A 23503-nucleotide genomic window follows, 5' to 3' on the forward strand; every position below is an offset into this window, starting at 1 on the left:
GTCATGTCCCCCTGGCGGGGAACATTAGCCGATTCTCCGGCGCCGTCAGATGGATGCTACGGTCTCAGGCGGCGTCGTTGATCAGCTCGTCGGCGAGGCCATATTCGTGCAGCTTGCGGTAGAGCGTCGAGCGGCCGATCTTGAGCGCGCGGGCAACCCGCGACATGCGGCCGCCATGATGCTCGATCGCGAAGACGATTGCGGCGCGTTCGATGTCGGATAGGGCCGCAATTTCCCCGGTCGGCGCGAGGAAGCGGTCGGGCGCCGGGGCGGGCATGTCGAAGATGGCGCGCTGGCGGGCGGAGGCGATGTCGATATGGGTCGGGGCAGCCGGCACCGGCACGGCCTCGATGGCCCTGACCGCCTGGTCGCGACCGGCGGTCTGGGAGAAGATCTGCGGGAAGTCGACGGTCTCGAGGAAGGCGCCATCGGTCAGCACGATGGCGCGATAGACCGCGTTTTCCAGCTGGCGGATATTGCCCGGCCAGTCATAGGACAGCAGCAGGTCGAGGGCGGGCGGGGAAATGCCCAGGATGCGCTTGCCCGCCTCGGCGCTGAACCGCGCGATGAACATGGCGACCAGTGCCGGAACATCTTCCATGCGCTCGCGCAGCGGCGGCACGTAGATGGGAAAGACGTTGAGCCGGTAGTAGAGGTCTTCGCGGAACTCGCCGGATTTGGCCAGGTTCAGCAGGCGCCGATTGGTCGCCGAGATGACGCGGACATTGACGCGCTCGGGGCGGGTCGCGCCGATGGGCTCGATCTCGCCCTCCTGCAGCACACGGAGCAGCTTGACCTGGGTGTCGAGCGGCAGCTCGCCCACTTCGTCGAGAAACAGCGTGCCGCCATGGGCATCGGCAAACTTGCCCTGCTGGTCCGCCACGGCGCCGGTAAAGGCGCCCTTCTTGTGGCCGAACAGCACCGACTCGACCAGGTTGGGCGGGATGGCGCCGCAGTTGACGGTGATGAAGGGCTTGCCGGCGCGGTCGCCGCTGCCCTGGATGATGCGGGCGATCAGCTCCTTGCCGACGCCAGTCTCGCCCTCGACCAGCACCGGGATATTGGACTTGCCGGCCTTGGCGCAGAGCGTCAGGACGCGCGCCATGGGCGGCGCCTTGGCGATCATGTCAGCGCTGGTGAAGGTGCCGCTCTTGCGGGCGCGCTCGGAGCGGATGGCGGCCTCGAGCGCGTCGAGCTTCATCGCATTGCGCAGCGAGATGACGAGCCGCTCGGGTGCCACGGGCTTGACGAAATAGTCGGCGGCGCCATTGCGCATGGCCGAGATGACCGTTTCGAGCGAGGCATTGGCAGTCTGGATGATGACAGGCGTGGTCAGCCCTTCGCGGCGCATGGCGTCCATCACGCCCATGCCGTCGAGGTCGGGCATGACGAGGTCGAGGATCATGGCGCCGATATTGCGGTCATCGCGCAGGATAGCGAGCGCCTGCTCGCCGCCGGTCGCGGTCAGCGGCTTGAAGCCGGCCCGGTTGGCGACCTCGGCCGTGAGGCGCAGCTGAACCGGATCATCATCAACTACGAGAACACGCGTCATCCAGGCTCCAGTCTTCTTGATGCGGCATCGAATCGTGTGCCGTTTTGGGAACAAGATGGGCGGAGGGAGTTAAGGGGCGATTAAGCATGGGCATTTGGATGGCCGGGCGACAGCGTCAATGCCGCCGTCGCCGGTCACGTCAATCTGGAATACGGACCACCATCTCGATCTCGATCTGCAGGTCGGGCGCGGCAAGGTTGACGACGCCGACGCCGGTGAGGCTGGGCAGGGTGCCATCCAGAAATGCCGCAAGCTTGCCCATGACGATGTCCTGCGTTTCGGCGCGCAGGTCCGTCACGTAGATGCGCAACTGGACAATGTCGCTGGGGCGGGCGGCCAGGGCCTCAAGAGCGGCGGACAGGTTTTCGATCACGGTATCGGTCTGCTCGGACAGGGTGCCGGGCTTTGCGCCCCCCACGCGCCGCCATGCCACCTGTCCGGATACGAATGCCAGCGGTCCGGGCGGGACCACCGATATCTGGGCGTAGCCGGCACTCGCGGCATCGGGCAAGGTTGTGGGGTTGATGCGGGCTATCGGGTTCATGGTTCTGTCCTCTGGTTGCATCGGCGGCGCCATTGGGCGTCGCCACCTGAGTCCATGTATTGATTTCTTGGGCGAACAGGCGTCCCGTTAGCGGCGACCAAAATTCGTCAATCGGGACCATGAACAGCTCCGACGTTAACGACATCCTGATCTTCATGTCTGTTCTGGACAGCGGCAGTTTCGTCGCCGGGGGCAGGGCGCTGGGCCTCTCGCGCTCGGCGGCTGGCAAGGCGGTCGCAAGGCTCGAGACGCGGTTCGCCACCCGCCTGTTGAACCGGACGACACGCGCATTGAGCCTGACCGATGACGGTCGCAGCCTCTATGCCGCAGGGCAGGGCATTCGGGAGGCGATGGACGCTGCAGAGCGGAGCATCGGGCCGGCGTCCGGGCAACCGCGCGGCGTGTTGCGTGTCACCGTAGCCGATGCCTTCGGACGCCGGCTGGTATTGCCCGTCGTGCGCCACTATCTCGAGGCATGGCCCGATATGCAGGTCGAAATGAGTTTTTCCGACCATGTCGCGGGCATTGTCGAGGACGGGTTCGACCTCGCCATTCGCATCGGCGTCACCGATCCGAGCCCGGGCCTGATTTCCCGCGTCATCCTGCGCGACCCGGTTCGGCTCTGTGCCTCCCCTGCCTATCTGGATCGGCGCGGCCAGCCTGCCTCGACCGAACACCTGACCAGACATGATCTGCTCTTCCATGCCAGAAGTAACGAGCGGATGACCTGGCACCTGCAGGAGGCGGATGGCACCAGCGTGGTTGCGCAGGGACGCAGCCGACTTCGGCTCGATAGCGGCGAGGCCTTGCGGGATGCGGCGCTGGCCGGCATGGGAATCGGTCTGTTGCCGGGCTTTCTGGTCGATGACGATGTACAGGCGGGGCGCCTCCGCTTGCTGCTGCCATCGGTCAATGCGGGCACGGTATCGATCGTGGCGCTCTATCCCCATCGACGGCATCTGGAGGGCAAGGTCCGCCACTTCATCGACATGCTGGTCGCCGCACTGGCCGGGGCGGCGCGGCGAGACTGAGCCAGGCAACCGAAATGCCCGATCCGGTGTTGCTGTGGCAGGAGGATGCCATGGAACATCGCGGTTACACTGGACTGGAATTCATGGAGGGCTTTTCGCTGCTGGCGGGCGCCCTCTGGATCATTGGTGCCCTGGCTGTGGGCACGCTGGTGATGATGGGCAGCGCGCGCATGGGATCGGTGACCCCGGCCGCCAACCAGACGCCGGTGGCGGAGATGCCGACGCAATAGAGCCCCAGGCGGCTTGTCGCAGCGCGATGGAATTGTCGGGCCCGCCCTTCACAGCGCGGGTCCCGCTGGCTAAGGTCCGCCCGCAATTGGACCAGCCGGAGAACCGCCATGACCGCCGCCGCCCAGAAAGGCCACAACCAGCTCGGCAACCTGCCGGTATGGGACCTGTCCGATCTCTATCCCGGTCGTGACAGCGCCGAGTTCAAGGCGGACCTTGAAAAGGCCAAGGCCGACGCCGCGACGTTCGAGGCGACCTACAAGGGCAAGCTGGTCGAGCTGACCAGGGCTGGCAAGCTGATCGCGGCGATCAAGGACAGTGAGGCGCTGGGCGATCTCAGCGGCCGTATCGGCTCGTTTGCCTTCCTGCAATATGCGCAGAAATCGACCGATCCCGACCGCGCCAAGTTCATGGGCGATACCAATGAGGCGCTGACCAACCTCTCAACCCGAACCCTGTTTTTCGAACTGGAACTGAACCGCATCGAGGATGCCGATCTCGAAGCAGCCTTTGCCGGCGATGCGGAACTGGCGCGCTATCGCACCTGGTTTGCCGAGCTGCGCAAGGCCAAGCCCTATCAGCTCGATGACAAGCTCGAAGAGCTGTTCCACGACAAGTCGACCACGGCCTATTCGGCCTGGAACAGGCTGTTCGACGAGACGCTCAGCAGCCTCGAATTCGAGGTTGATGGCGAGACGCTCAACATGGAGTCCACGCTCCATCTGCTGTCCGAGAAGGACGAGACCAAGCGCGAAGCGGCGTTCAAGGCGCTGGGCAAGACGCTCAAGGCCAATAGCCGTCTTTTCACCCACATCACCAATGTGCTGGCCAAGGACAAGGAAATCTCCGACCGCTGGCGTGGCTATCAGGACATTGCCGACAGCCGCCACATGGCCAATTCGGTCGAGCGCGAAGTGGTCGATGCGCTGCAGGAGGCGGTACAGGAAGCCTATCCGCGGCTCAGCCACCGCTACTACCGGATGAAGGCCAAGTGGTTCGGCAAGGACAAGCTCAATGCCTGGGACCGCAATGCGCCGCTGCCGACCAGCGACGAGCGGACCTGGGACTGGGAGAGCGCCAAGTCGACCGTGATGGAGGCCTATGGCAAGTTCTCGCCGCAACTGGCGGAAGTGGCCGCGCCCTTCTTCGACAGCGGCTGGATCGATGCGCCGACCGGCGACGGCAAGCTGTCAGGCGCCTTTGCCCACCCCACCGTGCCGAGCGCGCATCCCTATCTGATGCTCAACTATCTCGGGCGCTCGCGCGATATCATGACGCTGGCGCATGAGCTGGGCCATGGCGTGCATCAGCGGCTGGCGGCGGCGCAGGGGCCGATCCTGGCCAATACGCCGCTGACGCTGGCCGAGACGGCATCGGTCTTCGGCGAGATGCTGACCTTCCGGCACCTGCTCAACAATACCACCGATCCCAGGCAGCGCTTTGCCCTGCTGTCGAGCAAGGTCGAGGACATGCTCAATACAGTGGTGCGGCAGATCGCGTTCTACACCTTCGAGCGGCGGGTCCACACGGCGCGTCGGCAGGGCGAGCTCAAGACCGAAGAGATCAACCAGATCTGGCTCGATGTGCAGCAGGAATCGCTGGGTGACGCGATCATCGCCAATGAAGGCTATGACATCTTCTGGGCCTATATCCCGCACTTCATCCACTCGCCCTTCTATGTCTATGCCTATGCCTTCGGCGACTGTCTTGTGAACTCGCTCTACGCACAGTATGAGAAAGCCAATGAGGGCTTTGCGGAGCGCTATTTCGAGCTGCTAAAGGCCGGGGGAAGCAAGCACCATTCCGAGCTGTTGGCGCCGTTCGGACTGGACGCCAAGGACCCCCAATTCTGGTCGCTTGGCCTTTCCATGATCGAGGGGCTGATCGACGAGCTGGAAGCGACCTCACCCTGAGGGGCGCGACTTTCGGTTCTCAGACTTTATGACGACTGGACTAACGAGGACGACATGGCCACTAAGCACCGCCCCGAACACCACGCCGAATTGCAGGTTGAATCGCCGATGGATTATGCCCAGCACGAAGCCACCTACAACGGCTTCCTCACTGCCGTGAAGTGGAGCATCATCGCTCTGGCTGTCTCCGTGGTCATCCTCTATTTTCTGATCAATCCCTGATCATCCAGCGCATACAGGCATTTGAACCGAGCCTGTCCGTCGGGCAGGCGGGCAGGAGACATTCATGAAAATTGCGATCGTCCGCGAACGTGTCGAGGGAGAAAACCGCGTTGCGGCCACCCCCGAAACGGTCGGCAAGCTGATTGCGCTCGGCGCCAGCGTTGCGGTGGAAAAAGGTGCCGGGCTCGGCTCGCGCATCCTCGACAAGGAATATACGGCGGCCGGCGCCACGATTGCAGCCAGCGCCGATGCGGCGCTCAAGGGTGCCGAGGTCGTCTTGACCGTGCGGCGGCCGACGGCGGCTTCGCTCGGTGGCGTCGCCAAGGGCGCGCTGGTGATCGGTGCGCTGGATCCCTATGGCAATGACAAGGATGTGGCGGCGCTCGCCAAGGCCGGTGTCACCGCTGTCAGCATGGAATTCATGCCGCGCATCACCCGCGCGCAGGTGATGGATATCCTCTCCAGCCAGGCCAATCTTGCTGGCTATCAGGGTGTCATCGAGGCGGCGGCGGAATTCGACCGCGCCCTGCCGATGATGATGACGGCCGCCGGCACGGTGCGTCCGGCCAAGGCCTTCGTCATGGGCGCGGGCGTTGCGGGCCTCCAGGCCATTGCCACCGCCAAGCGCCTCGGCGCCGTGGTGTCGGCGACCGACGTGCGTCCAGCCGCCAAGGAACAGGTCGAGTCATTGGGCGGCAAGTTCATTGCCGTCGAGGACGACGAGTTCAAGCAGGCCGAAACGGCCGGCGGCTATGCCAAGCAGATGAGCGCCGAATACCAGGCCAAGCAGGCCGAGCTCACCGCAACCCATATCGCCAAGCAGGACATCGTCATCACCACCGCGCTGATCCCGGGGCGTCCGGCGCCGCGGCTGATCACCAAAGCGATGGTCGATTCGATGGCGCCGGGTTCGGTGATCGTCGATCTGGCCGCCGAGCGCGGCGGCAATGTCGAGCTCACGGTGCCCGGCAAGGTCATCGAGCACAACGGCGTCAAGATCATCGGCTACACCAATGTGCAGGGTCGCATCCCGACCACGGCCAGCCAGCTCTATGCCCGCAACCTCCTGGCTTTCGTCACGACGCTGATCGACGCCAAGGAAAAGAAGCTCGCCATCAACTGGGATGACGAGCTGGTCAAGGCGACCGTGCTGACGCGCGACGGCCAGGTGGTGCATCCGAATTTCGCGGCTCCGGCCGTCGAGGCCAAGCCGGTCGCCGTCGCCAAGGCGGCGCCGAAGGCTGCGGCCAAGACTGTCGAAGCCAAGGCCGCGCCGGCCAAGACGGGTGCGAGCAAGGCCGCTCCGGCCAAGAAGGCAGCCGCGGCCAAGCCGGCCGTCATAGCCGCAATGGCCGACACGCCCAACAAGGCCGCCGAAGGTGTGGAACAGTCCGTTCCCGCGGCTGCCGAGGCCCCTGCGACGCCGGCCAAGCGCGCTGCCACCAGGAAGGCGACCGCGGTCATGGATACGGCGGCCAAGGCCGCGTCCGCCCCGGTCAAGAAGCCGGCAGCGGTGAAGAAGCCCTCCGCCGCCAAACCGGCAGCAACCGCCAAGCCTGAAGCAAGCAAAGCGCCAGCAGAAGCCAAGCCTGCTGCCAGCAAACCGGCAGCAGAAAAGAAGCCTGCCGCCGCCAAAAAGCCTGCAGCACCCAAGGGAGCCAAGTAAATGGAAGCGACGGCAGAACAGACCGCCGATGTGATCGCCGCGGCGGCACATGCGGCCATTGGCGGGGCTATCGACCCCTTCACCTTCCGCCTGGCCATCTTCGTGCTGGCCATTTTCGTGGGCTATTTCGTCGTGTGGTCGGTGACCCCGGCGCTGCATACCCCGCTGATGAGCGTCACCAATGCGATCTCCTCGGTAATCGTGGTGGGTGCCCTGCTCGCCGTGGGCGTGCAGCTGGCGGCCGACGGCAACTGGGTTTCCAAGGCCTTCGGCTTCATCGCCCTGGTCTTTGCCAGCGTGAACATCTTTGGCGGGTTCCTCGTCACCCAGCGCATGCTGGCCATGTACAAGAAGAAGGGTTGAGCCGATGATCTCTGCAGATATTGCAGCCCTTCTCTATCTCGTCTCGGGCGTGCTGTTCATTCTCGCCCTGCGCGGACTCTCCAGCCCCAGATCCTCGCGCCAGGGCAATACGTTTGGCATGGTGGGCATGGGCATTGCCATCGTCACCACGCTGGCGGTCGCGGCGCCGTCGGACTGGGTCAGCTGGGTGTTGATCATCGGTGGCATCGGCCTTGGTGGCGGCATCGGCGCCTATATGGCCCGCACGGTCAAGATGACCGACATGCCGCAGCTCGTTGCGGCTTTCCACTCGCTGGTCGGCCTTGCGGCAGTGTTCGTGGCGGCGGCGGCGCTCTATGCCCCCGAGGCCTTCGGCATCGGCATTCCGGGCGACATCCATGCCCAGGCGCTGATCGAGATGAGCATTGGTACGGCCATTGGCGCCTTCACCTTCACCGGCTCGGTCATCGCCTTTGCCAAGCTCAACGGCAATATGAGCGGCAAGCCGATCCTGCTGCCGGCGCGCCATGCCATCCATATCGTGATGGGCGTGGCCATCGTGCTGCTGGTTTGGGCCTTTACGGTCTCGGCCGACCCCTGGCTGTTCTGGGCCATCACCCTGCTGGCGCTGGCGCTAGGCGGGCTGATGATCATCCCGATCGGCGGCGCCGACATGCCGGTGGTTGTCTCCATGCTCAATTCCTATTCGGGCTGGGCGGCGGCGGGCATTGGTTTCACGCTGGGCAATACGGCGCTGATCATCACCGGCGCCCTGGTGGGCTCGTCGGGCGCGATCCTCAGCTACATCATGTGCAAGGCCATGAACCGCAGCTTCATCTCGGTGATCCTGGGCGGCTTTGGCGGCGACAGCGCTTCGGCGGCTGCAGCCGGCGAGGATGATCGTCCGGTCAAGCAGGGTGCGGCCGATGATGCGGCCTTCCTGATGAAGAATGCGAGCAAGGTCATCATCGTGCCCGGCTATGGCATGGCGGTGGCGCAGGCCCAGCACGCTTTGCGCGAAATGGCCGATCTGCTCAAGGCGGAAGGCGTCACTGTCAAATATGCCATCCATCCGGTGGCGGGTCGCATGCCGGGGCACATGAACGTGCTGCTGGCCGAAGCCAATGTGCCCTATGACGAAGTGTTCGAGCTCGAAGACATCAACTCGGAATTTGCCCAGTCCGACGTTGCCTTCGTCATCGGCGCCAATGACGTGACCAACCCATCGGCCAAGACCGACAAGACCTCGCCCATCTATGGCATGCCCGTGCTCAATGTCGAAGATGCGGGCACGGTCCTGTTCATCAAGCGCGGCATGGCCGCGGGCTATGCCGGCGTGCAGAACGAGCTGTTCTACCGCGACAACACCATGATGCTGTTCGGCGACGCCAAGAAGATGACCGAGGAGATCGTCAAGGCGCTGGGGCACTAGGCCCGGCGAGACTTCGAAAGGCCCGCTTCGGCGGGCCTTTTTGTTTCAGTAGTGCGGCGGTGGCGGTTCGGTGCTGGGGTCGGCGATATGCACGCCGCTGCGCACCTGCTGCTCGACCGTTTCGAGCTTGCGGGTCAGCAGGTCGATCTGCCGCCACTGCGCGGTGATGGTGGCATTGAGTTCCTCGATGGTCTGGTCCTGGAAGGCAATGCGGGTTTCCAGCGCCTCGAGGCGTTCGGCAAAGTCGGTCATGGTGGGCATCCTTTGGCGCGGTTCTAGCCCAGAACGCGCCGCCCGCACAGCAGAGCGTGATTGACGTTAACGGAACCCTTTGCCGCCCAGCCCATTGATTTGCCAGTCAATGGCAAGAGCGGGAGCCGGTAATGGCCACCAGCAGGGCAATATCGAAGCAGTATCTTTCGGTTCTCGACGCGGACCGGCACAATGCTCTTGGTCTCGTTCTGAGCGCCGCGCTGCCGCTGGCTGTATTCGTCATTGCCAATGGCATTGCCGAACTCAAAGGCGTTCTGCCGATGTTCTTTTCGCCGCTGGGCCTGCCCGGCTGGGTCGGGGCGGCTTTACATCTGGCGGCGCTGCCGCTGTTCGGTATTTCCCGCTGGATGGTCGCATCGCGCGGGGCCACGGGCCGGGTGGCCGGCTGGTGGCTGGTCGCATTGATGGCCGGCACTATTGCCTTCCCCTTCCTTGTCATGCCGCTCGATGCGCTGATGCTGGCGCTGTTCGCCTTTGCACTGCTGGTGGTGGCCCTGGGAACCATGGTTCGCGTGGCCGCCGTGGACGCCAAGGCGGCTCTGGTCATGGCGCCGGGCCTTGCCTGGATGGGCTTTAGTGCCTTTGTCGGCCTGAGCTTTGCTGCGGCCTGGTCGCCGCCCTTTGCGGTAACCAATAGCCAGGCTGCGGCCTAGTTACCTCGCGGTGCGTTCTTGCAGGCTGGGCCTTTCCAAGCCATGTGAGGGACAAACAGGATTGTCCCATGACCAAAGTTCTCAAGATCGACGTATTCACAGACGTGGTATGCCCCTGGTGCCTGGTGGGCTCTGCGCGCCTCGACAAGGCCATTGCGGCGCTGCCTGAGGATGTCGACGTCGTCGTCGAAAACCACCCCTTCTATCTCGATCCCAATACGCCCGAGGAGGGTGTTGTGGTCGCAGATATGCTGCGCGAGAAATATGGCCGCGATCCCAAGGAAATGTGGGAGCGCGTCGAGAGCGAGGCGAAGAAGGCCGGCATAGATCTCGATCTCAGCCAGCAGCCGCGCATGTTCCCGACCAAGAAGGTTCACACCATCACCCGGCTGGCCAAGCCCCTGGGTATCCAGCATGAACTGGCCAATGCCATCGCCAATGCCTATTTCCTCGAGCATCGGCAGGTCAACGACGACAATGTGCTGGCCGATATCGCGGTCGAATACGGCTTTGATCGCGGTGACGCGCTTGATGCGATGAATGACGAGAACGAGCTGGCGATTACCGAGCAGCTGGCCAATGACGCGGCCGCGCAGGGTATTCGCGGCGTGCCGTTCTTCGTGTTCGGGGAGAAGTATGCCCTGTCCGGCGCGCAACCGGATGAAGTATTCGAGCGCGCGCTGCGCCAGACGATCGACGAACTCTAGGGCTCTGGCCCCTCAACGGGGGGACGAAAAGCCATTCATCTCGTGTAGGCTTTGTGCCGAATCTGTCCCGAGGTCCCCGTCGTGAAGCTGCTGCGCCGTATCCTTGTCAGTGCCGTCATTCTGGTTGCCGTGCTCTATGCCGGCGTGGTGACCTATATGTATGTCAACCAGCGCAACCTGCAGTATGACGCCCAGGGGCCGATCACGGCCCTGGCCGATACCGCACTGGGCGACGCCGAGGAGATTGCCATCCCGGTGGGCGATGGGGCGGTCCATGGCTGGTATCAGGCGCCGCGGGCAGGCAAGCCGCTGATCGTCTACTACAAGGGCAATTCGGGCAGCTTCAGCGCGGAGCATATCCGTTACGAGCAGTTCGTGGCCGATGGCTATGGCTTTGTGGCCTTCGACTATCGCGGCTTTCCCGCTTCACCCGGCACCATAACCCAGGATGGTATGCTCGAAGACGCTATCGCGGTTTATGACTGGGCGGCGGCGAAGGGCTTTCCCCTGGTGATCTGGGGGCGTTCGCTGGGGTCGGGTCCGTCGAGCTTTGTGGCGAGCATGCGCGACGCCAGCGCATTGCTGCTGGAGACGCCGTTTCTCTCTGCCGTGACGGTGGCGGCGGAGCGCTATCCCTATCTGCCGGTCCATTGGGTGATGCAGGACCAGTTTCCGGTCAATGAGTGGATCGTCGACGTGGCCGAGCCGGTGCTGGTGGCGCACGGCACGGGCGACGTGACCATCGGCGTCAGCAATGGCGAGCGCGTCCATGCCCTGGCGCCCAACAAGGATGAGCTGTGGATCGAGCCCGGGGCCGGGCATGGCGACCTGTGGCGGCGCGGCATCTGGGGCCATGCAAGGCCGTTTTTTGAACGCGTGATGGCAGACTAGGCCACCAGCGACCCGGCAAACAAAAACGCCGCCCCGAGGGACGGCGTTTTCAAAACTGCTGTTCCAGCGCCTAGGTGCGCGGCATTGCTGCGGGCGGACGGCCGGGCTGGCCGGGACGCGCCGTGGCGGTCGGGGCAGGCAGGCCACCCTCGCGCTGCAGACGCTTGCGCGCCAGCTTGCGGGCACGACGAACGGCCTCGGCCTTCTGACGAGCCTTCTTCTCAGAGGGCTTCTCGTAGTAGTTGCGCAGCTTCATCTCACGGAAGACGCCTTCGCGCTGCAACTTCTTCTTGAGCGCGCGCAGCGCCTGATCAACGTTATTATCGCGAACGACTACTTGCAAAGGTCAACCGCCCTTTCGAAGCTTAGACATGTGGGTTTGGACATGAGCTCTGGAGCCATAAGACCCCATCGCCGACCAGCAGAGCCAGTCACCGTGGGCCGCTCTATAGCCCAGCTATCCGGGCTTGTCCACTGTGCCGACGAGAAAAACCGCGGATTTGGTCTGTCCGGGCTTGCCCTGACGGCACTCCAGCGAAACAGTCGAGCCCGGTGATTTTGCCAAGGGAGGGCCGGAATGGCAAGCGATCTGCTCCTGCTGCCGGGATTGATCTGTGACGAACGGCTGTGGCGCGACGTCATTGCCGGGCTCGATGCACGCTCCATCGTGGCCGACCTGAGGCAGGACGACTCGATCGGCGCCATGGCGCAACGGGCGCGGGCAGCGGCGCCGGCCCGATTCGCGCTGGCGGGTCTTTCCATGGGCGGCTATGTGGCATTCGAGATCATGCGGCAGGCGCCAGAGCGGGTAACGCATCTGGCATTGTTGGATACTTCGGCACGGGCCGATGACGATGCGCGCAAGGAGACGCGGCGCAAGGGCATCGAAATGGTGGGGCAGGGAAAGTTCATCGGCGTATCGCGAGGACTGCTTGGCAGCCTCGTCGCGCCCCAGCATATGGGGACTCCTGTCGCCGGCGACGTGCAGGCCATGTCCGAGCGGGTGGGGCAGGCGGCCTATATACGCCAGCAGGTGGCGATCATGAACCGCGTGGATTCCCGGCCGACGCTGGGGGACATCCAGGTGCCGACGCTGGTGGGCGTGGGTGAGAGCGACAAGCTGACCCCGCCCGAGCTGGCCGAGGAGATGGCGGCGGGAATAGCTGGAGCTGAACTGGTGCGCTTTCCCGACAGCGCGCATCTGCCGACGATGGAGAACCCCTCGGCGGTCGTTGAGGCGATGAAGGCCTGGCTGGCGCGGTAGCTTCCCGCCTCTCCCCAATGGGCGAGGTGAAGTCGTGCCTCAACCGCGCCGAACGATGCGGTTGACGTGCCCCATCTTGCGCCCGGCCCGCACTGCCGTCTTGCCGTAGAGATGGGGCTGGGTGTTGCCGTCGAGGCCGGTGGGGACGGTGAGCACTTCGTCACCCACGAGGTTTTCCATCACCACATCGGCCATGCGGGCGGGGTCGCCGAGCGGCCAGCCGAGCACGGCGCGGATATGCTGTTCGAACTGGTCGGTGAGACAGACCGCCTCCGTCCAGTGGCCGGAATTGTGCACGCGCGGGGCAATCTCGTTGACCAGCAGGGTCGGGCGCTCGCCGGGGACGACGAAGAACTCGACGCCAAGCACGCCGACATAGTCTAGCGCCACGACGATGACCTTGGCCAGCATGGCGGCGTGTTTTTCGAGCCCCGGCGCGATATCGGCCGGCACGGTGCTGGTGAAGAGGATGTGGTGGCGATGCACATTCTCGGCGGCATCGAAGGCGCGCACTTCGCCGGCGACATTGCGGGCGACGACAACCGAGATTTCCTTGTCGAAGGGAATGAAGGCTTCGAGCACCAGCGGCTTGGGCGATAGCTCTGCGAAGGCGGCAGCGGCGTCGGCGCGCTCGCGGATCACGCGCTGGCCCTTGCCGTCATAGCCCAGCCGGGTGGTCTTGAGCACGGCAGGCAGGCCGAGCGCGTCCATGGCGGCGTCGAGGTCGGCCAGGGTCTCTACCGCGCGATAGGGGGCGACCGGAATGTTCTTGGAGGCGAGAAAGCCCTTCTCGGCCAGTCGGTCCTGCGATACGGCCAGCGCGTTGGCGCCGGGGCGCAGCGGCTTGCGGGCGGCCAGGAATTCGGCGGTGGCGGCCGGCACGTTCTCGAATTCATAGGTGATGACATCGACGGCGTCGGCAAAGGCTGCCAGCGCGGCTTCGTCGTCATAGGCGGCGACGGTCTTGTGCGGGGTGACCTCGAAGGCGGGGCTATCGGGGTCGGGGCAGAAAATATGGGTGCGCATGCCCAGCCTGCTGGCCGCCAGAGACAGCATGCGGCCCAGCTGGCCACCACCGAGAATGCCGATCGTGCTGCCGGCCGGCAGCGGAGAAATGTCGTCAGCCAAGGTCTACTCGGTATCTGCGGGAAAAAGCGGGACGGAGGCGGTCTGGCGGGCGCGGTAGGAGTCGAGCCGGTCGGCCAGGTCGTCGTCGGAGAGGGCCAGGACGGCCGCGGCGATCAGGGCGGCATTGATGGCGCCCGGCTCGCCGATGGCCAGCGTGCCGACCGGAATGCCGCCGGGCATCTGCACGATGGAGAGCAGGCTATCCTGCCCGTTGAGCGCCTTGGATTTCACCGGCACGCCGAAGACCGGCAGCGGCGTCATGGCGGCGATCATGCCGGGCAGATGCGCTGCGCCGCCGGCGCCGGCAATGATGACCTTGAAGCCGTCGGCGCGAGCGCTGGTGGCAAATTCGACGAGGCGCTCGGGCGTGCGGTGGGCGGAGACGATGCGCGCCTCATATTCGACTTCGAGCGCTTCGAGCGTCTCGGCGGCGAGGCGCATGGTCGGCCAGTCCGACTGGCTGCCCATGACGATGGCGACTTGCGGTTTGGTCAGCATAGAGCCTTGGTCCCTCAAGCTCCACAAAGCGCGCATTTAGCCCAGATTTCGCCACAACTCAAGGTGGCGAACCCCATCAGGCGATGATATCGGGCAGCAGAATATTCTCGAGTTGGACGATGCGATCCTTGAGCGCCAGCTTGCGCTTCTTGAGGCGTTGAATCAGCATGCGGTCGGCGACATGGGACTCGGTCAGCGTATCGATCGCGGCGTTGAGATCGCTGTGTTCCTGGCGTTTTGTTGCCAGTTCCAGACCCAGGCTGGCTTCCTGTTCCTTGGTGAGCGAAAGCATCTCTACCCGCGTACCTTTCACGCTCCGGCCGTCATCCTTGGTTAACCGATCACGGGAAGTTTTGCACCCGATTTCAAGCGGGTCCGGGAAGGCAGTCGACAAGTCGTGAATTATTTGTGACGATCAGAGTCGTCCACTAGGCTTTCAAGGAGTTGTCATGACGACTGAAGGGCATATCGCGGCGCTCGAACGGCGCCATCAGGAGTTGGACCGCCAGATCCAGACCGAGATGCAGAGTTCCCGGTACGACGATCTCACGGTAGCGGCGCTGAAGCGCAAGAAGCTCGAAGTGAAGGACGAAATCTACAAGTTTACGACGACGACCCAATAAAAGCGGCGCAGAATTCCCCAATCGGGACGAAAGGGTCACAGCATGTGCTGCGGCCCTTTTTTATTGTCCATCATTCGGGCGTGGGCCTGACGGCTCAAAGCCCCCAGAAGACGCCCCTGGCGCCGTCCCAGATCAGCTTGAGGGCCAGCAGGAAAACCAGCCAGTAGGCGATGCGGTAGAATAGCGCCATCGAGATGCGGCGGACCATGAAGATGCCGATCAGCACGCCGAGGATGCCGACGGGGATCAGCGCGGCCGACAGGGTCAGGTTGGCGACGCTGAGCTGCCCCAGGAAGAAATAGGGGATCAGCTTGGCCGAGTTGACGATGGCAAAGAAGAAGGCCGAGGTCCCCGAATAGTGGGCTGGCGGCAGGCGCTGGGGCAGCACGTAGATCTGGAAGGGCGGGCCGCCGGTATGGCTGATGAAGCTGGTAAAGCCGGCAAAGCCACCCCAGAACGCGCCCCATGGCCGGGATGGCGGCAGGCCCTCGAGCTTCTTGCGCAGCGGCAGCAGGGCATCGAGGATGAATAGCAGCGTCACCACGCCCACGAAGAGCAGCACGGCGGCATCGGAGACGAAGGCCCAGAGCACCCAGCCGATAAGGGTGCCAATGGCGGCGCCCGGCAGCATGATCCACAGGATCTTCCAGTTCACCTCCTTGCGATAGGCATAGATGGCGATGGCGTCCATGGCCAGCAGCACCGGCAGCATCATGCCGGCAGCGTCGCGGGCGGGCATGACCAAGGTCAGCAGCGGCACGCCGACCATGCCGAGGCTGCCGAGCAGGCCGGCCTTGCTGAGGCCAACGATAAGCACGGCGATCACGGCAACCGTGACGAAATAGGGATCGATAATGGGCATGGGGCAGTCCGGGGAGGGTCGTACTACTCGGTACGCTTCGGGACTGTAATGTCAACTGGAATGGTAGGCTTGTCGCCGCGCATGGCGTCGTCGAGCAGCCCCATGGAATCGCGCACCATGCCCAGATAGGCTGCATCGTCGTTGCGCACGGCAAAGCTCTCCTCGAGCAGCTTGTTGTCGTGGCGCTCGAAGGCCTGGGCCATGTGCATGGCGTCGATAGGCGCGATGCCGAGCTGGGTCAGCACCTTGGCGCCCAGGCTCACCGCCGACAGGAAGGTCTCGCGCTCGAAGATCTCGACGCCCAGCGCCATCAGCTCATGGGCATGGCCCCGGTCGATGGCGCGCGAGGCGACCGGGACATCGGGGAAATGCCGGCGCAGGGTCCGCGCAATGTCGAGAATGCGCGAATGGCCGCCCACGGCGATTACGACGAGATCGGCCCGTGCCACGCCGGCGGCATGCAGCAGGCCCAGCCGGGATGCGTCGCCATAGAAGACCTTGACGCCGAATTTGCGCACCAGCTCGATCTGGGCCGGATCATCGTCGATCAGCGTCATCTCGAAGCCCTGGCTGCGCAGCATTCGGGTGATGATCTGGCCGAAGCGGCCATAGCCGAGCACGACGATATTGCGGTGCTCGTCGATCGGGTCATGCGCCTTGGCCTGCTTGCGGGCATCGATGCGCGGTGCAACCAGCCGGTCGAAGGCCAGCAGCAGAAGCGGCGTCGTGGCCATCGACAGCGCCACCGCTACTGCCAGCAGGGCATGGTCCTGGCTGGTCATGGCGCCGGCGCGCTCGGCGAACTGGAAGATGACAAAGGCGAATTCGCCGGCCTGGCTCAGCAGGATGGCGACCAGCAGCCGATCGGCCAGATGCATGCGGAAGATGCTGGTGAGGGTGAAGAGAACCGCGATCTTGATGCCGACGAAGCCGATAACCAGCGCCACGAGCCGGACCGGCTCGGACCACAGCACGTCGAAGGCAATCGACATGCCTACCGAAATAAAGAACAGCCCGAGCAGGAGGCCCTTGAAAGGCTCCAGATTGCTCTCGATTTCGTGCCGATATTCGCTGTCGGCCAGCAGTACCCCGCCGATAAAGGCGCCCAGGGCCGGCGAGAAGCCCTGCGCCTGAGCCAGCAGCGCCGCCCCGGCCACCATGGCCAGGCCCAGCGCCGTGAAGGCCTCGCGCACGCCCGTGCGGGCGACGAAGCCCAGCAGCGGCCGCACCAGGTAGCGGCCTGCCACCACGGCGGCGATGAAGGCGCCGATGATGATGAGCGGGGTTATCCAGTCGAGCGGATTGGCCATGGCCTCGACGGCCTCGGCCACCTCGATGTCGAGCGCGACAATCGACATGGCGAGCAGGGGCACCGCCGCCAGGATGGGAATGACCGACACATCCTGCACCAGCAGCACGGCAAGGCTGGCGCGCCCAGCATCGGTGCGGGTGATGTCGCGCTGCTGGGCCGATTGCATGGCAATGGCGGTGGAAGACATGGACAGCGCCATGCCGATGATCGCGGCGACCCCGGGTGCAAAGCCGGTGGCCAGCAGCGCCAGCGCGATGATGGTCGAGGTGGCCAGCATCTGGGTCACGCCCAGACCAAGCACCTTGTTGCGCATGCGCCAGAGTTCGGTGGGCTGCAGGTCGAGGCCGATGAGAAACAGCATCATGACAATGCCGAAATCGGCGATCTGGTGGATCAGCTCGCTGTCGGAAACCAGGCCCAGCCCATAGGGGCCGATCAGCACGCCCGCGGCGAGATAGCCCAGCACGGTGCCAAGGCCGGCGGCCTTGGCAAGCGGCACCAGCGCGACGCTGGCTGCCAGAAGAACGAAAATAGCCAGCAGGAGGTTGTTTTCCAACGAATGCTCCTGCTGGCGCCGTTTCTAGTTGTCGGTGTCGCTCTTGACGGACTTGAGCTTGGCGAAGACCGAGTCCGCGTCGAAATCGTCCTGTGCCTGTTCGGGGCGGTGGTCATTGGCGGCGAATTCGTTTTCTTCGCCTTCGGCATGGCCGCGGCCACCGGAGCGGGCCAGGGCTTCCTCCGCCGTCATCAGCATGGTGCCTTCTTCGGCCTCATCGGGACCGGTCGAGCCCTTGGAGGCGCGCTTGACCTCGAGGTCGAGGTCGATCTGGCTGCAGAGGCCCAGCGTCACCGGGTCCATGGCGGCCAGGTTTGCCGAGTTCCAGTGGGTGGATTCACGCACCGAATCGATGGTCGACTTGGTGGTGCCGACCAGGCGCATGATCTGGGCGTCCTTGAGCTCGGGATGGTTGCGCACCAGCCACTTGATGGCATTGGGGCGCTCGTTGCGGCGCGAAATGGGCGTGTAGCGCGGACCCTTGCGCTTGGCCGCGGCGACGCGAACCTTGGGCTCGCTCAGCTTCATGCGGTATTCGGGATCGGCCTCGGCCTTTTCGATCTCCTCGCGGGTCAATTGCCCGTTCTGGATCGGATTGGCACCCATGATGCCGCCGGCGACATCGCCATCGGCGATACCCTGGACTTCAAGGGGGTGCAGCGTGCAGAAGGCGGCGATCTGCTCGAACGACAGCGCAGTGTTGTCGACGAGCCAGACAGCGGTCGCCTTGGGCATCAACAGGGGCTGGGTCATGGTAAATCTCTCCTGCAGGCGCGGCCGGTTTTCCACCGGGCCGCTCCGCCTCTTTGCTTCATGCTGAGGGGGAACAGTCTGTAATATATGGCTTTGAGGGCCGATCCGCAATGACAATGTGGGTGGTTGCTCACCGCGTATCCGTTATCGCTCCGCCCCGAACGCGGTCTCCAGCACGATCTTGCCGACATGGCTGCGCGCCTCCATGGCGCGGTGGGCCTGCGCCGCTGCCTCCAGCGGGAAGCTGGTTACGGCCGATTTGACGAAGCCGGGCCGCGACAGGGCGGGCAGCAGGTCGGCGTGGATGCGGTCGGCGATGGCGGCCTTGGTGGCCGGCGTCTGCGGTCGCAGCGTCGAGCCCGACAGTGTCAGCTGCTTTGCCATGATGGCGCGCAGCGAGATGCTGGCAGAGGCGCCATCGAGCGTCGAGACCTGCACGATGTGGCCGCCCCGCGCAGAGGCGGCAATATTGCGCTCGGCCATCAGCCCGCCAATGATGTCGAGGACGCGGTCCACGCCGGTGCCGCCCGTCAGCGCAAGGGCGCGGGCGACGATATCCTCACGGGTATAGTCGATGGTGGCGATGGCGCCGAGACGGCGGGCATAGTCCGCCTTGGCGGGGGAAGAGACCACGGCGATGGCGCTGGCCCCCAATATGGTCGCGATCTGGATGGCCGCGCCGCCGATGCCACCAGCTGCGCCATGGACCAGAACCGTCATGCCCGGCTCGAGCCCGGCGCGCATCACCAGGGTCTGGGTGACGGTGAACCAGGTTTCCGGCAGGGCCGCCGCTTCCCGCAATGTCCAGTTGTCGGGCACGAGCAGGACCTGACCGGCCGGCACGGCGACATACTCGGCATAGCCACCGCCATTGGTCAGCGCCATGACCCGGTCGCCCTGCTGCCAACCGGCTACGCCTTGGCCGAGCGCGGCGATTTCACCGGCCACTTCCAGCCCCGGCAGGGGCGAGGCGTCAGGCGGGGGGTCGTAATGCCCGCGGCGCTGCGCCAGGTCGGGGCCGTTGACGCCGGCGGCGGCAATGCGGATCAGCATCTCGCCATCGCGGCAGGCGGGCAGGGGGTAGCGCTGGAGTTCCAGTTCCTCCGGGCCACCTGGGCGGGCGATGACAATGGCATTCATGTCTGCGGGCAGGGTCATGCCGCCATGCTGGCTGATGCCGATTTGCTCCGCAAGCCTTTGCGGCTAAGCTGGTGCGCAAAGCTGGCGAAGGAGGCTTTCCATGTTCGACGAGGAAATCAAAAAGCCCAAAGGCCATGAAGTGGGCATGTCCATCGACACCATATCGGTGGAGGAACTGGCTGAGCGCATCGGCCTGCTGGAGGCCGAGATTGCGCGGCTCAAGGCTGCCATCGCGGCGCGGGACGCGACGCGCAAGGCCGCCGAATCGGCCTTCAAGCTCTAGCGCTGCGCAGGTGCTTGGACGGGCGGATCAGGCTGGGGATTGAAGCCGCGCGCCTCTCCGGGGTGCAGGAGGCGGTCAGCCTTTCTGGCGGCGGGCATGGGACCGCCCTCGTGGCCGTCGGTGGTGGATATCACCATGAGCGCGACAAGCAGGCCGGCGGCGGCTCCAGCAGACAGTGTGGTCATCGTTTCCTCTCCCGTTTGGCATGCTGCCATGGCGGGATGAGACACCACGGCATCTGCATGAGATTGGAACGACGCATTCATGTTTCATTCACCGGGTGCCGCAGGACCATTCAAGCTGGTTTGCGGTGAACCGGGCGGTCCTTGCAGTCAACGATTCGGCAACCGGCAGGGTTAAGAAATCGAGTGCTGTTAACGTGCAATTAATCTGTTCCCGGTAACCTTGGATTATTCAGATTGTTCTGGATTTTGCAGAGTGGTTTCTCCCTCTGTTTGACGCCTCCCTGTTAACTTCGAGAGCGGTTTCGTGCCGCTCTTTTTTCTTTTTGGGCGTCTGCTGCCATCGTACGGCCCTGTTCTTAAAGCTCTTTTCAGCTTGATTGACCCCGAGGGATGACGCCCCACCGGTTTGCGCCTACCATGGCGCGCATGAGAGGAGCCACGGCTTGAGCGATGTGAAAGAAACGGGACCGGCGATTGCCATCGGGCCGCGCATCGTGGCGTCGGGGGGCTTTGACGTGCTCTATCGCGAGGGCATGGGCCTGATCGAAGAGGTCGCGACCTATCTCGATGCCGAGGGCCGCGCCGATAGCCGCATCCTGTCGCGCGAAGCCTCGTTTCTCTACGCCACCGAATCCATGCGCCTGACCACACGCCTGATGCAGCTGGCCTCCTGGCTGCTGCTGCAGCGGGCGGTCAACGAAGGCGAGATCACCAAGGAAAATGCCCGCTCCGAGAAGGAGAAGGTCAAGTTCTCGGCCACGCCATCGGAACGTGGCGGGCCGGGCTATGACCAGCTTCCCGAGACGCTGCGTCGCTATATCGACAAGGGCGACCGGCTGTTCGATCGGGTGATGCAGTTCGACACGCTGGAACGCGGCAAGATGCCTGAGCTCGACCCCGGCACCGCCAACGGCATCGCCGACCAGCTGGCACGGCTCAAGGCGGCCTTCGGGCGCTAGGGCATTCGTGGCTTGACCACACCCTACTCAACCCCCAGTAGCCCCTCAACCTGAGCCTGTTGACGGACGAGGTCGTGGCAATTTGCTGAGGCGCGACAACAAAAAGCCCGGCTCGATGGCCGGGCTCTTCGAATTACGATCAGGACTGGTCCTAGAGACCGAGGCCCTTGAAGCGCTCCTTGAAGCGCGAGACGCGGCCGCCGCGGTCGAGCAGCTGGCCCGTGCCGCCGGTCCAGGCCGGGTGCGTGTTGGGATCGATGTCGAGCTGCAGCGTATCGCCGGCCTTGCCGTAGGTCGAACGGGTCTCGTACTTGGTGCCGTCGGTCATTACCACGGTGATCATGTGGTAGTCCGGATGGGTATCTGCCTTCATCGGTGTCGCCTCAAATCAAACGGGCGCCGTGGCGCCCGGAGAGCATCTAAACTGGTGTTGGCGGCTTCATACAGAAAGGCCGGGCATTCCGCAAGGGCGCGGGCGCGGCAATTTCACGCCAGACAAAGCGGTTGCCGCTCCAGCGCCTAGTGCCTATATCGAAGCCTCAACGCGGTCCAGCCCCGTCGCGGACCCAAAGCACAATGGCGTAACCGAGCGATGACAGACCAGGCCGTCCCGGTTGAGGCTGATCCCGAAACAATCGCGCTGACCCCGGTGGTCAACCCGCGCAAGCTGCAGCCCCTGCGCAAGCTCGTTCCCTTCATGCTGCGCTATCCATGGCGGCTGGGCCTCACCGTGGCCTTCATGCTGATTTCGACCGTGTCGTCGCTGGCCATTCCGGCGCTGCTGGGCGGTGCCATCGACCAGGGTTTCGTCGCGCAGAATCTGGAAAATGTCGGCCGCTATGGCTGGATCATCATCGCCGTCGCAGCCGTCATGGCAGTGGCAAGCGGGGCGCGGTTCTACTTCATCTCGGTGGTGGGCGAGCGCGTGCTCGCCGATCTGCGCCAGGCGGTGTTCGCGCATCTGCTGAGCCTTGACGCGCGCTATTTCGATACCCATCGCGTGGGCGAGCTGACCAGTCGGCTCAATGGCGACGTGGCGATGATCCGTGGCGCGGTGGGATCGAGCTTCTCGCTGGCCCTGCGCTCCATGGTCACCATTATCGGCGCGCTGACCATGATGCTGCTGACCAGCCCGGTGCTGACCCTGGCCGTGGTCATCGCGGCGCCGGCAATCCTCTTTCCCGTCATTACCTTTGCGCGCCGCCTGCGCGGCATGTCGCGCAAGACCCAGGATGCGCTGGCCGACCTCTCCGCCATGGCGACCGAGATGCTGGGCGCCACGCGCACGGTCAAGTCCTTTACCCAGGAGCCGATCCAGGCTGCCCAGTATGACGAGCGCAGCGAGGCGAGCTACCGGGCCGAAGTCAAGCGGCTGCTGGCCCGCTCGGTGCTGGTCGGCATGGTGATCTTCCTGGGCACGGCGGCGCTGGTTTTCCTCGTCTGGTGGGGTGCCCGCTCGGTGTTCGAGGGCACGGTCACCGCCGGGCAGCTGGCGCAGTTCCTCGTCTATGCGCTGATGGCTTCGGGGGCATTGACCAATGTCAGCGAAGTCCTGGGCACGCTGCAATCTGTGGCCGGCGCGACCGAACGGCTGACGGAAATCCTCGATACCGAGACGACCATCCGCGAGGCCGCACAGCCCAAGGCTTTGCCGGTGCCGGCGCTGGGTACAGTCACCTTCGACAATGTGGATTTTTCCTACAATGGTACCGAGCCGGTGCTGCACGGGCTCGATTTCACCGTGGGGCGCGGCGAGACGGTTGCCCTGGTCGGGGCCTCGGGATCGGGCAAGTCGACGACCCTGTCGCTGCTGCAGCGCTTCTATGATGTCATGGCCGGCGCCATCCTGGTCGACGGCATCGATATCCGCGATGTCCGGCTCAGCGATCTGCGCCAGCGTTTCGCCTATGTCGAGCAGGAGCCGATCATCTTTGCCGGCACCATTGCCGAGAATATCCGCTTCGGCAAACCCGAGGCGAGCGATGCCGAGGTCGAGGCGGCAGCCAAGGCAGCGCTGGTGCATGACTTCGTGCTCGACCTGCCGTTGGGCTACCAGTCGCTGGTCGGCGAGCGCGGCGTGATGCTGTCCGGCGGGCAGAAGCAGCGTCTCGCCATCGCCCGCGCCATCCTCAAGAACGCCCCGATTCTGCTGCTCGACGAGGCGACCAGTGCGCTCGACGCGCAGAGCGAGCGGCTGGTGCAGGTGGCGCTGGAGCATCTGATGGAGGGGCGCACCACGCTGGTGATTGCCCACCGCCTCGCGACGATCCGTGATGCCGACAAGATCCTGGTGCTGGACGGCGGCCGCATCATCGACCAGGGCACCCATGAGCAGCTGGTCGCCAAGGGCGGGCGCTATGCCGAACTGGCCAAGCTGCAGTTCCGGCTGGATGACCTGCCGGGCTAGTGCTTGCCTTACCTCTCCCTTTGGGGGAGAGGTCGGCGCGCAGCGCCAGGTGGGGGGCCTTTACTGGGTGAGGTGCGTG

The 23503-nt window shown here is 64.4% G+C and carries 27 protein-coding genes and 1 pseudogene; 15 read left to right on the forward strand and 13 right to left on the reverse strand.

Annotated elements, in window-relative coordinates:
• Nucleotides 1-64: 64 nt before the first annotated feature.
• Both ACLI1C_RS17765 and ACLI1C_RS17770 read right to left on the reverse strand, forming a co-directional pair.
• A complete protein-coding gene (locus tag ACLI1C_RS17765; protein ID WP_411398887.1) occupies nt 65-1552 on the reverse strand; it encodes a sigma-54-dependent transcriptional regulator in 1488 nt (495 codons plus the stop codon).
• A gap of 139 nt (nt 1553-1691) precedes the next feature.
• Entirely contained in the window at nt 1692-2096 is a 405-nt protein-coding gene (locus tag ACLI1C_RS17770) for a RidA family protein (RefSeq protein ID WP_411398888.1), read from the reverse strand.
• Nucleotides 2097-2215: 119 nt separating this feature from the next.
• On the opposite strand from ACLI1C_RS17770, the gene ACLI1C_RS17775 reads away from it, so the two are divergent.
• The 7 genes and pseudogenes from ACLI1C_RS17775 (at nt 2216) to ACLI1C_RS17805 (ending at nt 8930) form a co-directional block, all read left to right on the forward strand.
• Nucleotides 2216-3127: a LysR family transcriptional regulator gene (locus ACLI1C_RS17775; RefSeq protein WP_411398889.1), complete on the forward strand. Its 912-nt coding sequence runs from the start codon at nt 2216-2218 to the stop codon at nt 3125-3127.
• A gap of 14 nt (nt 3128-3141) precedes the next feature.
• On the forward strand, nt 3142-3357 hold the full coding sequence (locus ACLI1C_RS17780) for a hypothetical protein (RefSeq protein WP_411398890.1): 216 nt from the start codon (nt 3142-3144) through the stop codon (nt 3355-3357).
• A gap of 108 nt (nt 3358-3465) precedes the next feature.
• Nucleotides 3466-5268, forward strand: coding sequence for a M3 family oligoendopeptidase (locus ACLI1C_RS17785; RefSeq protein WP_411398891.1), 1803 nt, complete (start codon nt 3466-3468; stop codon nt 5266-5268).
• A gap of 54 nt (nt 5269-5322) precedes the next feature.
• Nucleotides 5323-5490 carry an aa3-type cytochrome c oxidase subunit IV gene (locus ACLI1C_RS17790; RefSeq protein ID WP_411398892.1) on the forward strand — a complete coding sequence of 56 codons (168 nt, stop codon included), beginning with the start codon at nt 5323-5325 and terminating at the stop codon, nt 5488-5490.
• A 64-nt stretch (nt 5491-5554) separates the two neighbouring features.
• Nucleotides 5555-6835, forward strand: a pseudogene (locus ACLI1C_RS17795) (Re/Si-specific NAD(P)(+) transhydrogenase subunit alpha); the annotation flags it as partial.
• 321 nt (nt 6836-7156) lie between these two features.
• On the forward strand, nt 7157-7519 hold the full coding sequence (locus ACLI1C_RS17800) for a proton-translocating transhydrogenase family protein (protein ID WP_411398893.1): 363 nt from the start codon (nt 7157-7159) through the stop codon (nt 7517-7519).
• Nucleotides 7520-7523: 4 nt separating this feature from the next.
• Entirely contained in the window at nt 7524-8930 is a 1407-nt protein-coding gene (locus tag ACLI1C_RS17805) for an NAD(P)(+) transhydrogenase (Re/Si-specific) subunit beta (protein WP_411398894.1), read from the forward strand.
• Between the two features lie 45 nt (nt 8931-8975).
• On the opposite strand, the gene ACLI1C_RS17810 is transcribed toward ACLI1C_RS17805, so the two are convergent.
• Complete coding sequence (locus ACLI1C_RS17810) at nt 8976-9182, reverse strand: SlyX family protein (RefSeq protein WP_411398895.1); 207 nt, start codon at nt 9180-9182, stop codon at nt 8976-8978.
• Nucleotides 9183-9313: 131 nt separating this feature from the next.
• On the opposite strand from ACLI1C_RS17810, the gene ACLI1C_RS17815 reads away from it, so the two are divergent.
• From ACLI1C_RS17815 to ACLI1C_RS17825, 3 genes are all read left to right on the forward strand, one after another.
• On the forward strand, nt 9314-9856 hold the full coding sequence (locus tag ACLI1C_RS17815; RefSeq protein WP_411398896.1) for a hypothetical protein: 543 nt from the start codon (nt 9314-9316) through the stop codon (nt 9854-9856).
• Between the two features lie 68 nt (nt 9857-9924).
• Entirely contained in the window at nt 9925-10563 is a 639-nt protein-coding gene (locus ACLI1C_RS17820; protein ID WP_411398897.1) for a DsbA family oxidoreductase, read from the forward strand.
• Between the two features lie 81 nt (nt 10564-10644).
• Complete coding sequence (locus ACLI1C_RS17825; RefSeq protein ID WP_411398898.1) at nt 10645-11454, forward strand: alpha/beta hydrolase; 810 nt, start codon at nt 10645-10647, stop codon at nt 11452-11454.
• A gap of 70 nt (nt 11455-11524) precedes the next feature.
• On the opposite strand, the gene rpsU is transcribed toward ACLI1C_RS17825, so the two are convergent.
• Nucleotides 11525-11797: a 30S ribosomal protein S21 gene (gene rpsU / locus ACLI1C_RS17830; protein ID WP_411398899.1), complete on the reverse strand. Its 273-nt coding sequence runs from the start codon at nt 11795-11797 to the stop codon at nt 11525-11527.
• A 234-nt stretch (nt 11798-12031) separates the two neighbouring features.
• On the opposite strand from rpsU, the gene ACLI1C_RS17835 reads away from it, so the two are divergent.
• Nucleotides 12032-12718: an alpha/beta fold hydrolase gene (locus ACLI1C_RS17835; protein WP_411398900.1), complete on the forward strand. Its 687-nt coding sequence runs from the start codon at nt 12032-12034 to the stop codon at nt 12716-12718.
• Between the two features lie 39 nt (nt 12719-12757).
• Here the strand turns inward: ACLI1C_RS17835 and ACLI1C_RS17840 are convergent, their stop codons facing one another.
• The 3 genes from ACLI1C_RS17840 to ACLI1C_RS17850 form a co-directional block, all read right to left on the reverse strand.
• The gene (locus ACLI1C_RS17840; protein ID WP_411398901.1) at nt 12758-13846 is read right to left on the reverse strand and encodes a 5-(carboxyamino)imidazole ribonucleotide synthase; all 1089 of its coding nucleotides are present in this window, start codon (nt 13844-13846) and stop codon (nt 12758-12760) included.
• A 3-nt stretch (nt 13847-13849) separates the two neighbouring features.
• Nucleotides 13850-14344, reverse strand: coding sequence for a 5-(carboxyamino)imidazole ribonucleotide mutase (gene purE, locus ACLI1C_RS17845; protein ID WP_411398902.1), 495 nt, complete (start codon nt 14342-14344; stop codon nt 13850-13852).
• A gap of 76 nt (nt 14345-14420) precedes the next feature.
• Complete coding sequence (locus tag ACLI1C_RS17850) at nt 14421-14636, reverse strand: YdcH family protein (protein WP_295886717.1); 216 nt, start codon at nt 14634-14636, stop codon at nt 14421-14423.
• 157 nt (nt 14637-14793) lie between these two features.
• On the opposite strand from ACLI1C_RS17850, the gene ACLI1C_RS17855 reads away from it, so the two are divergent.
• The gene (locus ACLI1C_RS17855; protein WP_411398903.1) at nt 14794-14967 is read left to right on the forward strand and encodes a YdcH family protein; all 174 of its coding nucleotides are present in this window, start codon (nt 14794-14796) and stop codon (nt 14965-14967) included.
• A gap of 94 nt (nt 14968-15061) precedes the next feature.
• Here the strand turns inward: ACLI1C_RS17855 and ACLI1C_RS17860 are convergent, their stop codons facing one another.
• From ACLI1C_RS17860 to ACLI1C_RS17875, 4 genes are all read right to left on the reverse strand, one after another.
• Complete coding sequence (locus tag ACLI1C_RS17860; RefSeq protein ID WP_411398904.1) at nt 15062-15829, reverse strand: sulfite exporter TauE/SafE family protein; 768 nt, start codon at nt 15827-15829, stop codon at nt 15062-15064.
• A 23-nt stretch (nt 15830-15852) separates the two neighbouring features.
• Nucleotides 15853-17697, reverse strand: a complete 1845-nt coding sequence (locus ACLI1C_RS17865) for a monovalent cation:proton antiporter-2 (CPA2) family protein (protein ID WP_411398905.1) — start codon at nt 17695-17697, stop codon at nt 15853-15855.
• Between the two features lie 24 nt (nt 17698-17721).
• Nucleotides 17722-18450 (reverse strand): DUF1013 domain-containing protein, encoded by a 729-nt coding sequence (locus ACLI1C_RS17870; protein ID WP_411398906.1) that lies wholly within the window; start codon nt 18448-18450, stop codon nt 17722-17724.
• A 144-nt stretch (nt 18451-18594) separates the two neighbouring features.
• Nucleotides 18595-19608, reverse strand: a complete 1014-nt coding sequence (locus ACLI1C_RS17875; protein ID WP_411398907.1) for an NAD(P)H-quinone oxidoreductase — start codon at nt 19606-19608, stop codon at nt 18595-18597.
• A gap of 82 nt (nt 19609-19690) precedes the next feature.
• Here ACLI1C_RS17875 and ACLI1C_RS17880 point away from each other — a divergent pair, with 82 nt between their 5' ends.
• A complete protein-coding gene (locus ACLI1C_RS17880) occupies nt 19691-19873 on the forward strand; it encodes a DUF1192 domain-containing protein (protein WP_411398908.1) in 183 nt (60 codons plus the stop codon).
• Here the strand turns inward: ACLI1C_RS17880 and ACLI1C_RS17885 are convergent.
• On the reverse strand, nt 19870-20058 hold the full coding sequence (locus ACLI1C_RS17885) for a hypothetical protein (RefSeq protein WP_411398909.1): 189 nt from the start codon (nt 20056-20058) through the stop codon (nt 19870-19872). The two genes, ACLI1C_RS17880 and ACLI1C_RS17885, sit on opposite strands and share 4 nt — an antisense overlap.
• Nucleotides 20059-20510: 452 nt before the next feature.
• Between ACLI1C_RS17885 and ACLI1C_RS17890 the strand changes: the two genes are divergently transcribed.
• Nucleotides 20511-21017, forward strand: coding sequence for a DUF1465 family protein (locus ACLI1C_RS17890; RefSeq protein ID WP_411399076.1), 507 nt, complete (start codon nt 20511-20513; stop codon nt 21015-21017).
• Between the two features lie 151 nt (nt 21018-21168).
• On the opposite strand, the gene rpmE is transcribed toward ACLI1C_RS17890, so the two are convergent.
• Nucleotides 21169-21390 (reverse strand): 50S ribosomal protein L31, encoded by a 222-nt coding sequence (gene rpmE / locus ACLI1C_RS17895; RefSeq protein ID WP_411398910.1) that lies wholly within the window; start codon nt 21388-21390, stop codon nt 21169-21171.
• Between the two features lie 219 nt (nt 21391-21609).
• Between rpmE and ACLI1C_RS17900 the strand changes: the two genes are divergently transcribed.
• Nucleotides 21610-23424, forward strand: coding sequence for an ABC transporter ATP-binding protein (locus ACLI1C_RS17900; protein ID WP_411398911.1), 1815 nt, complete (start codon nt 21610-21612; stop codon nt 23422-23424).
• Nucleotides 23425-23503 lie beyond the last annotated feature (79 nt).

The organism is Devosia sp. XGJD_8 (genome assembly GCF_046614475.1).
Taxonomy (GTDB): Bacteria; Pseudomonadota; Alphaproteobacteria; order Rhizobiales; family Devosiaceae; genus Devosia.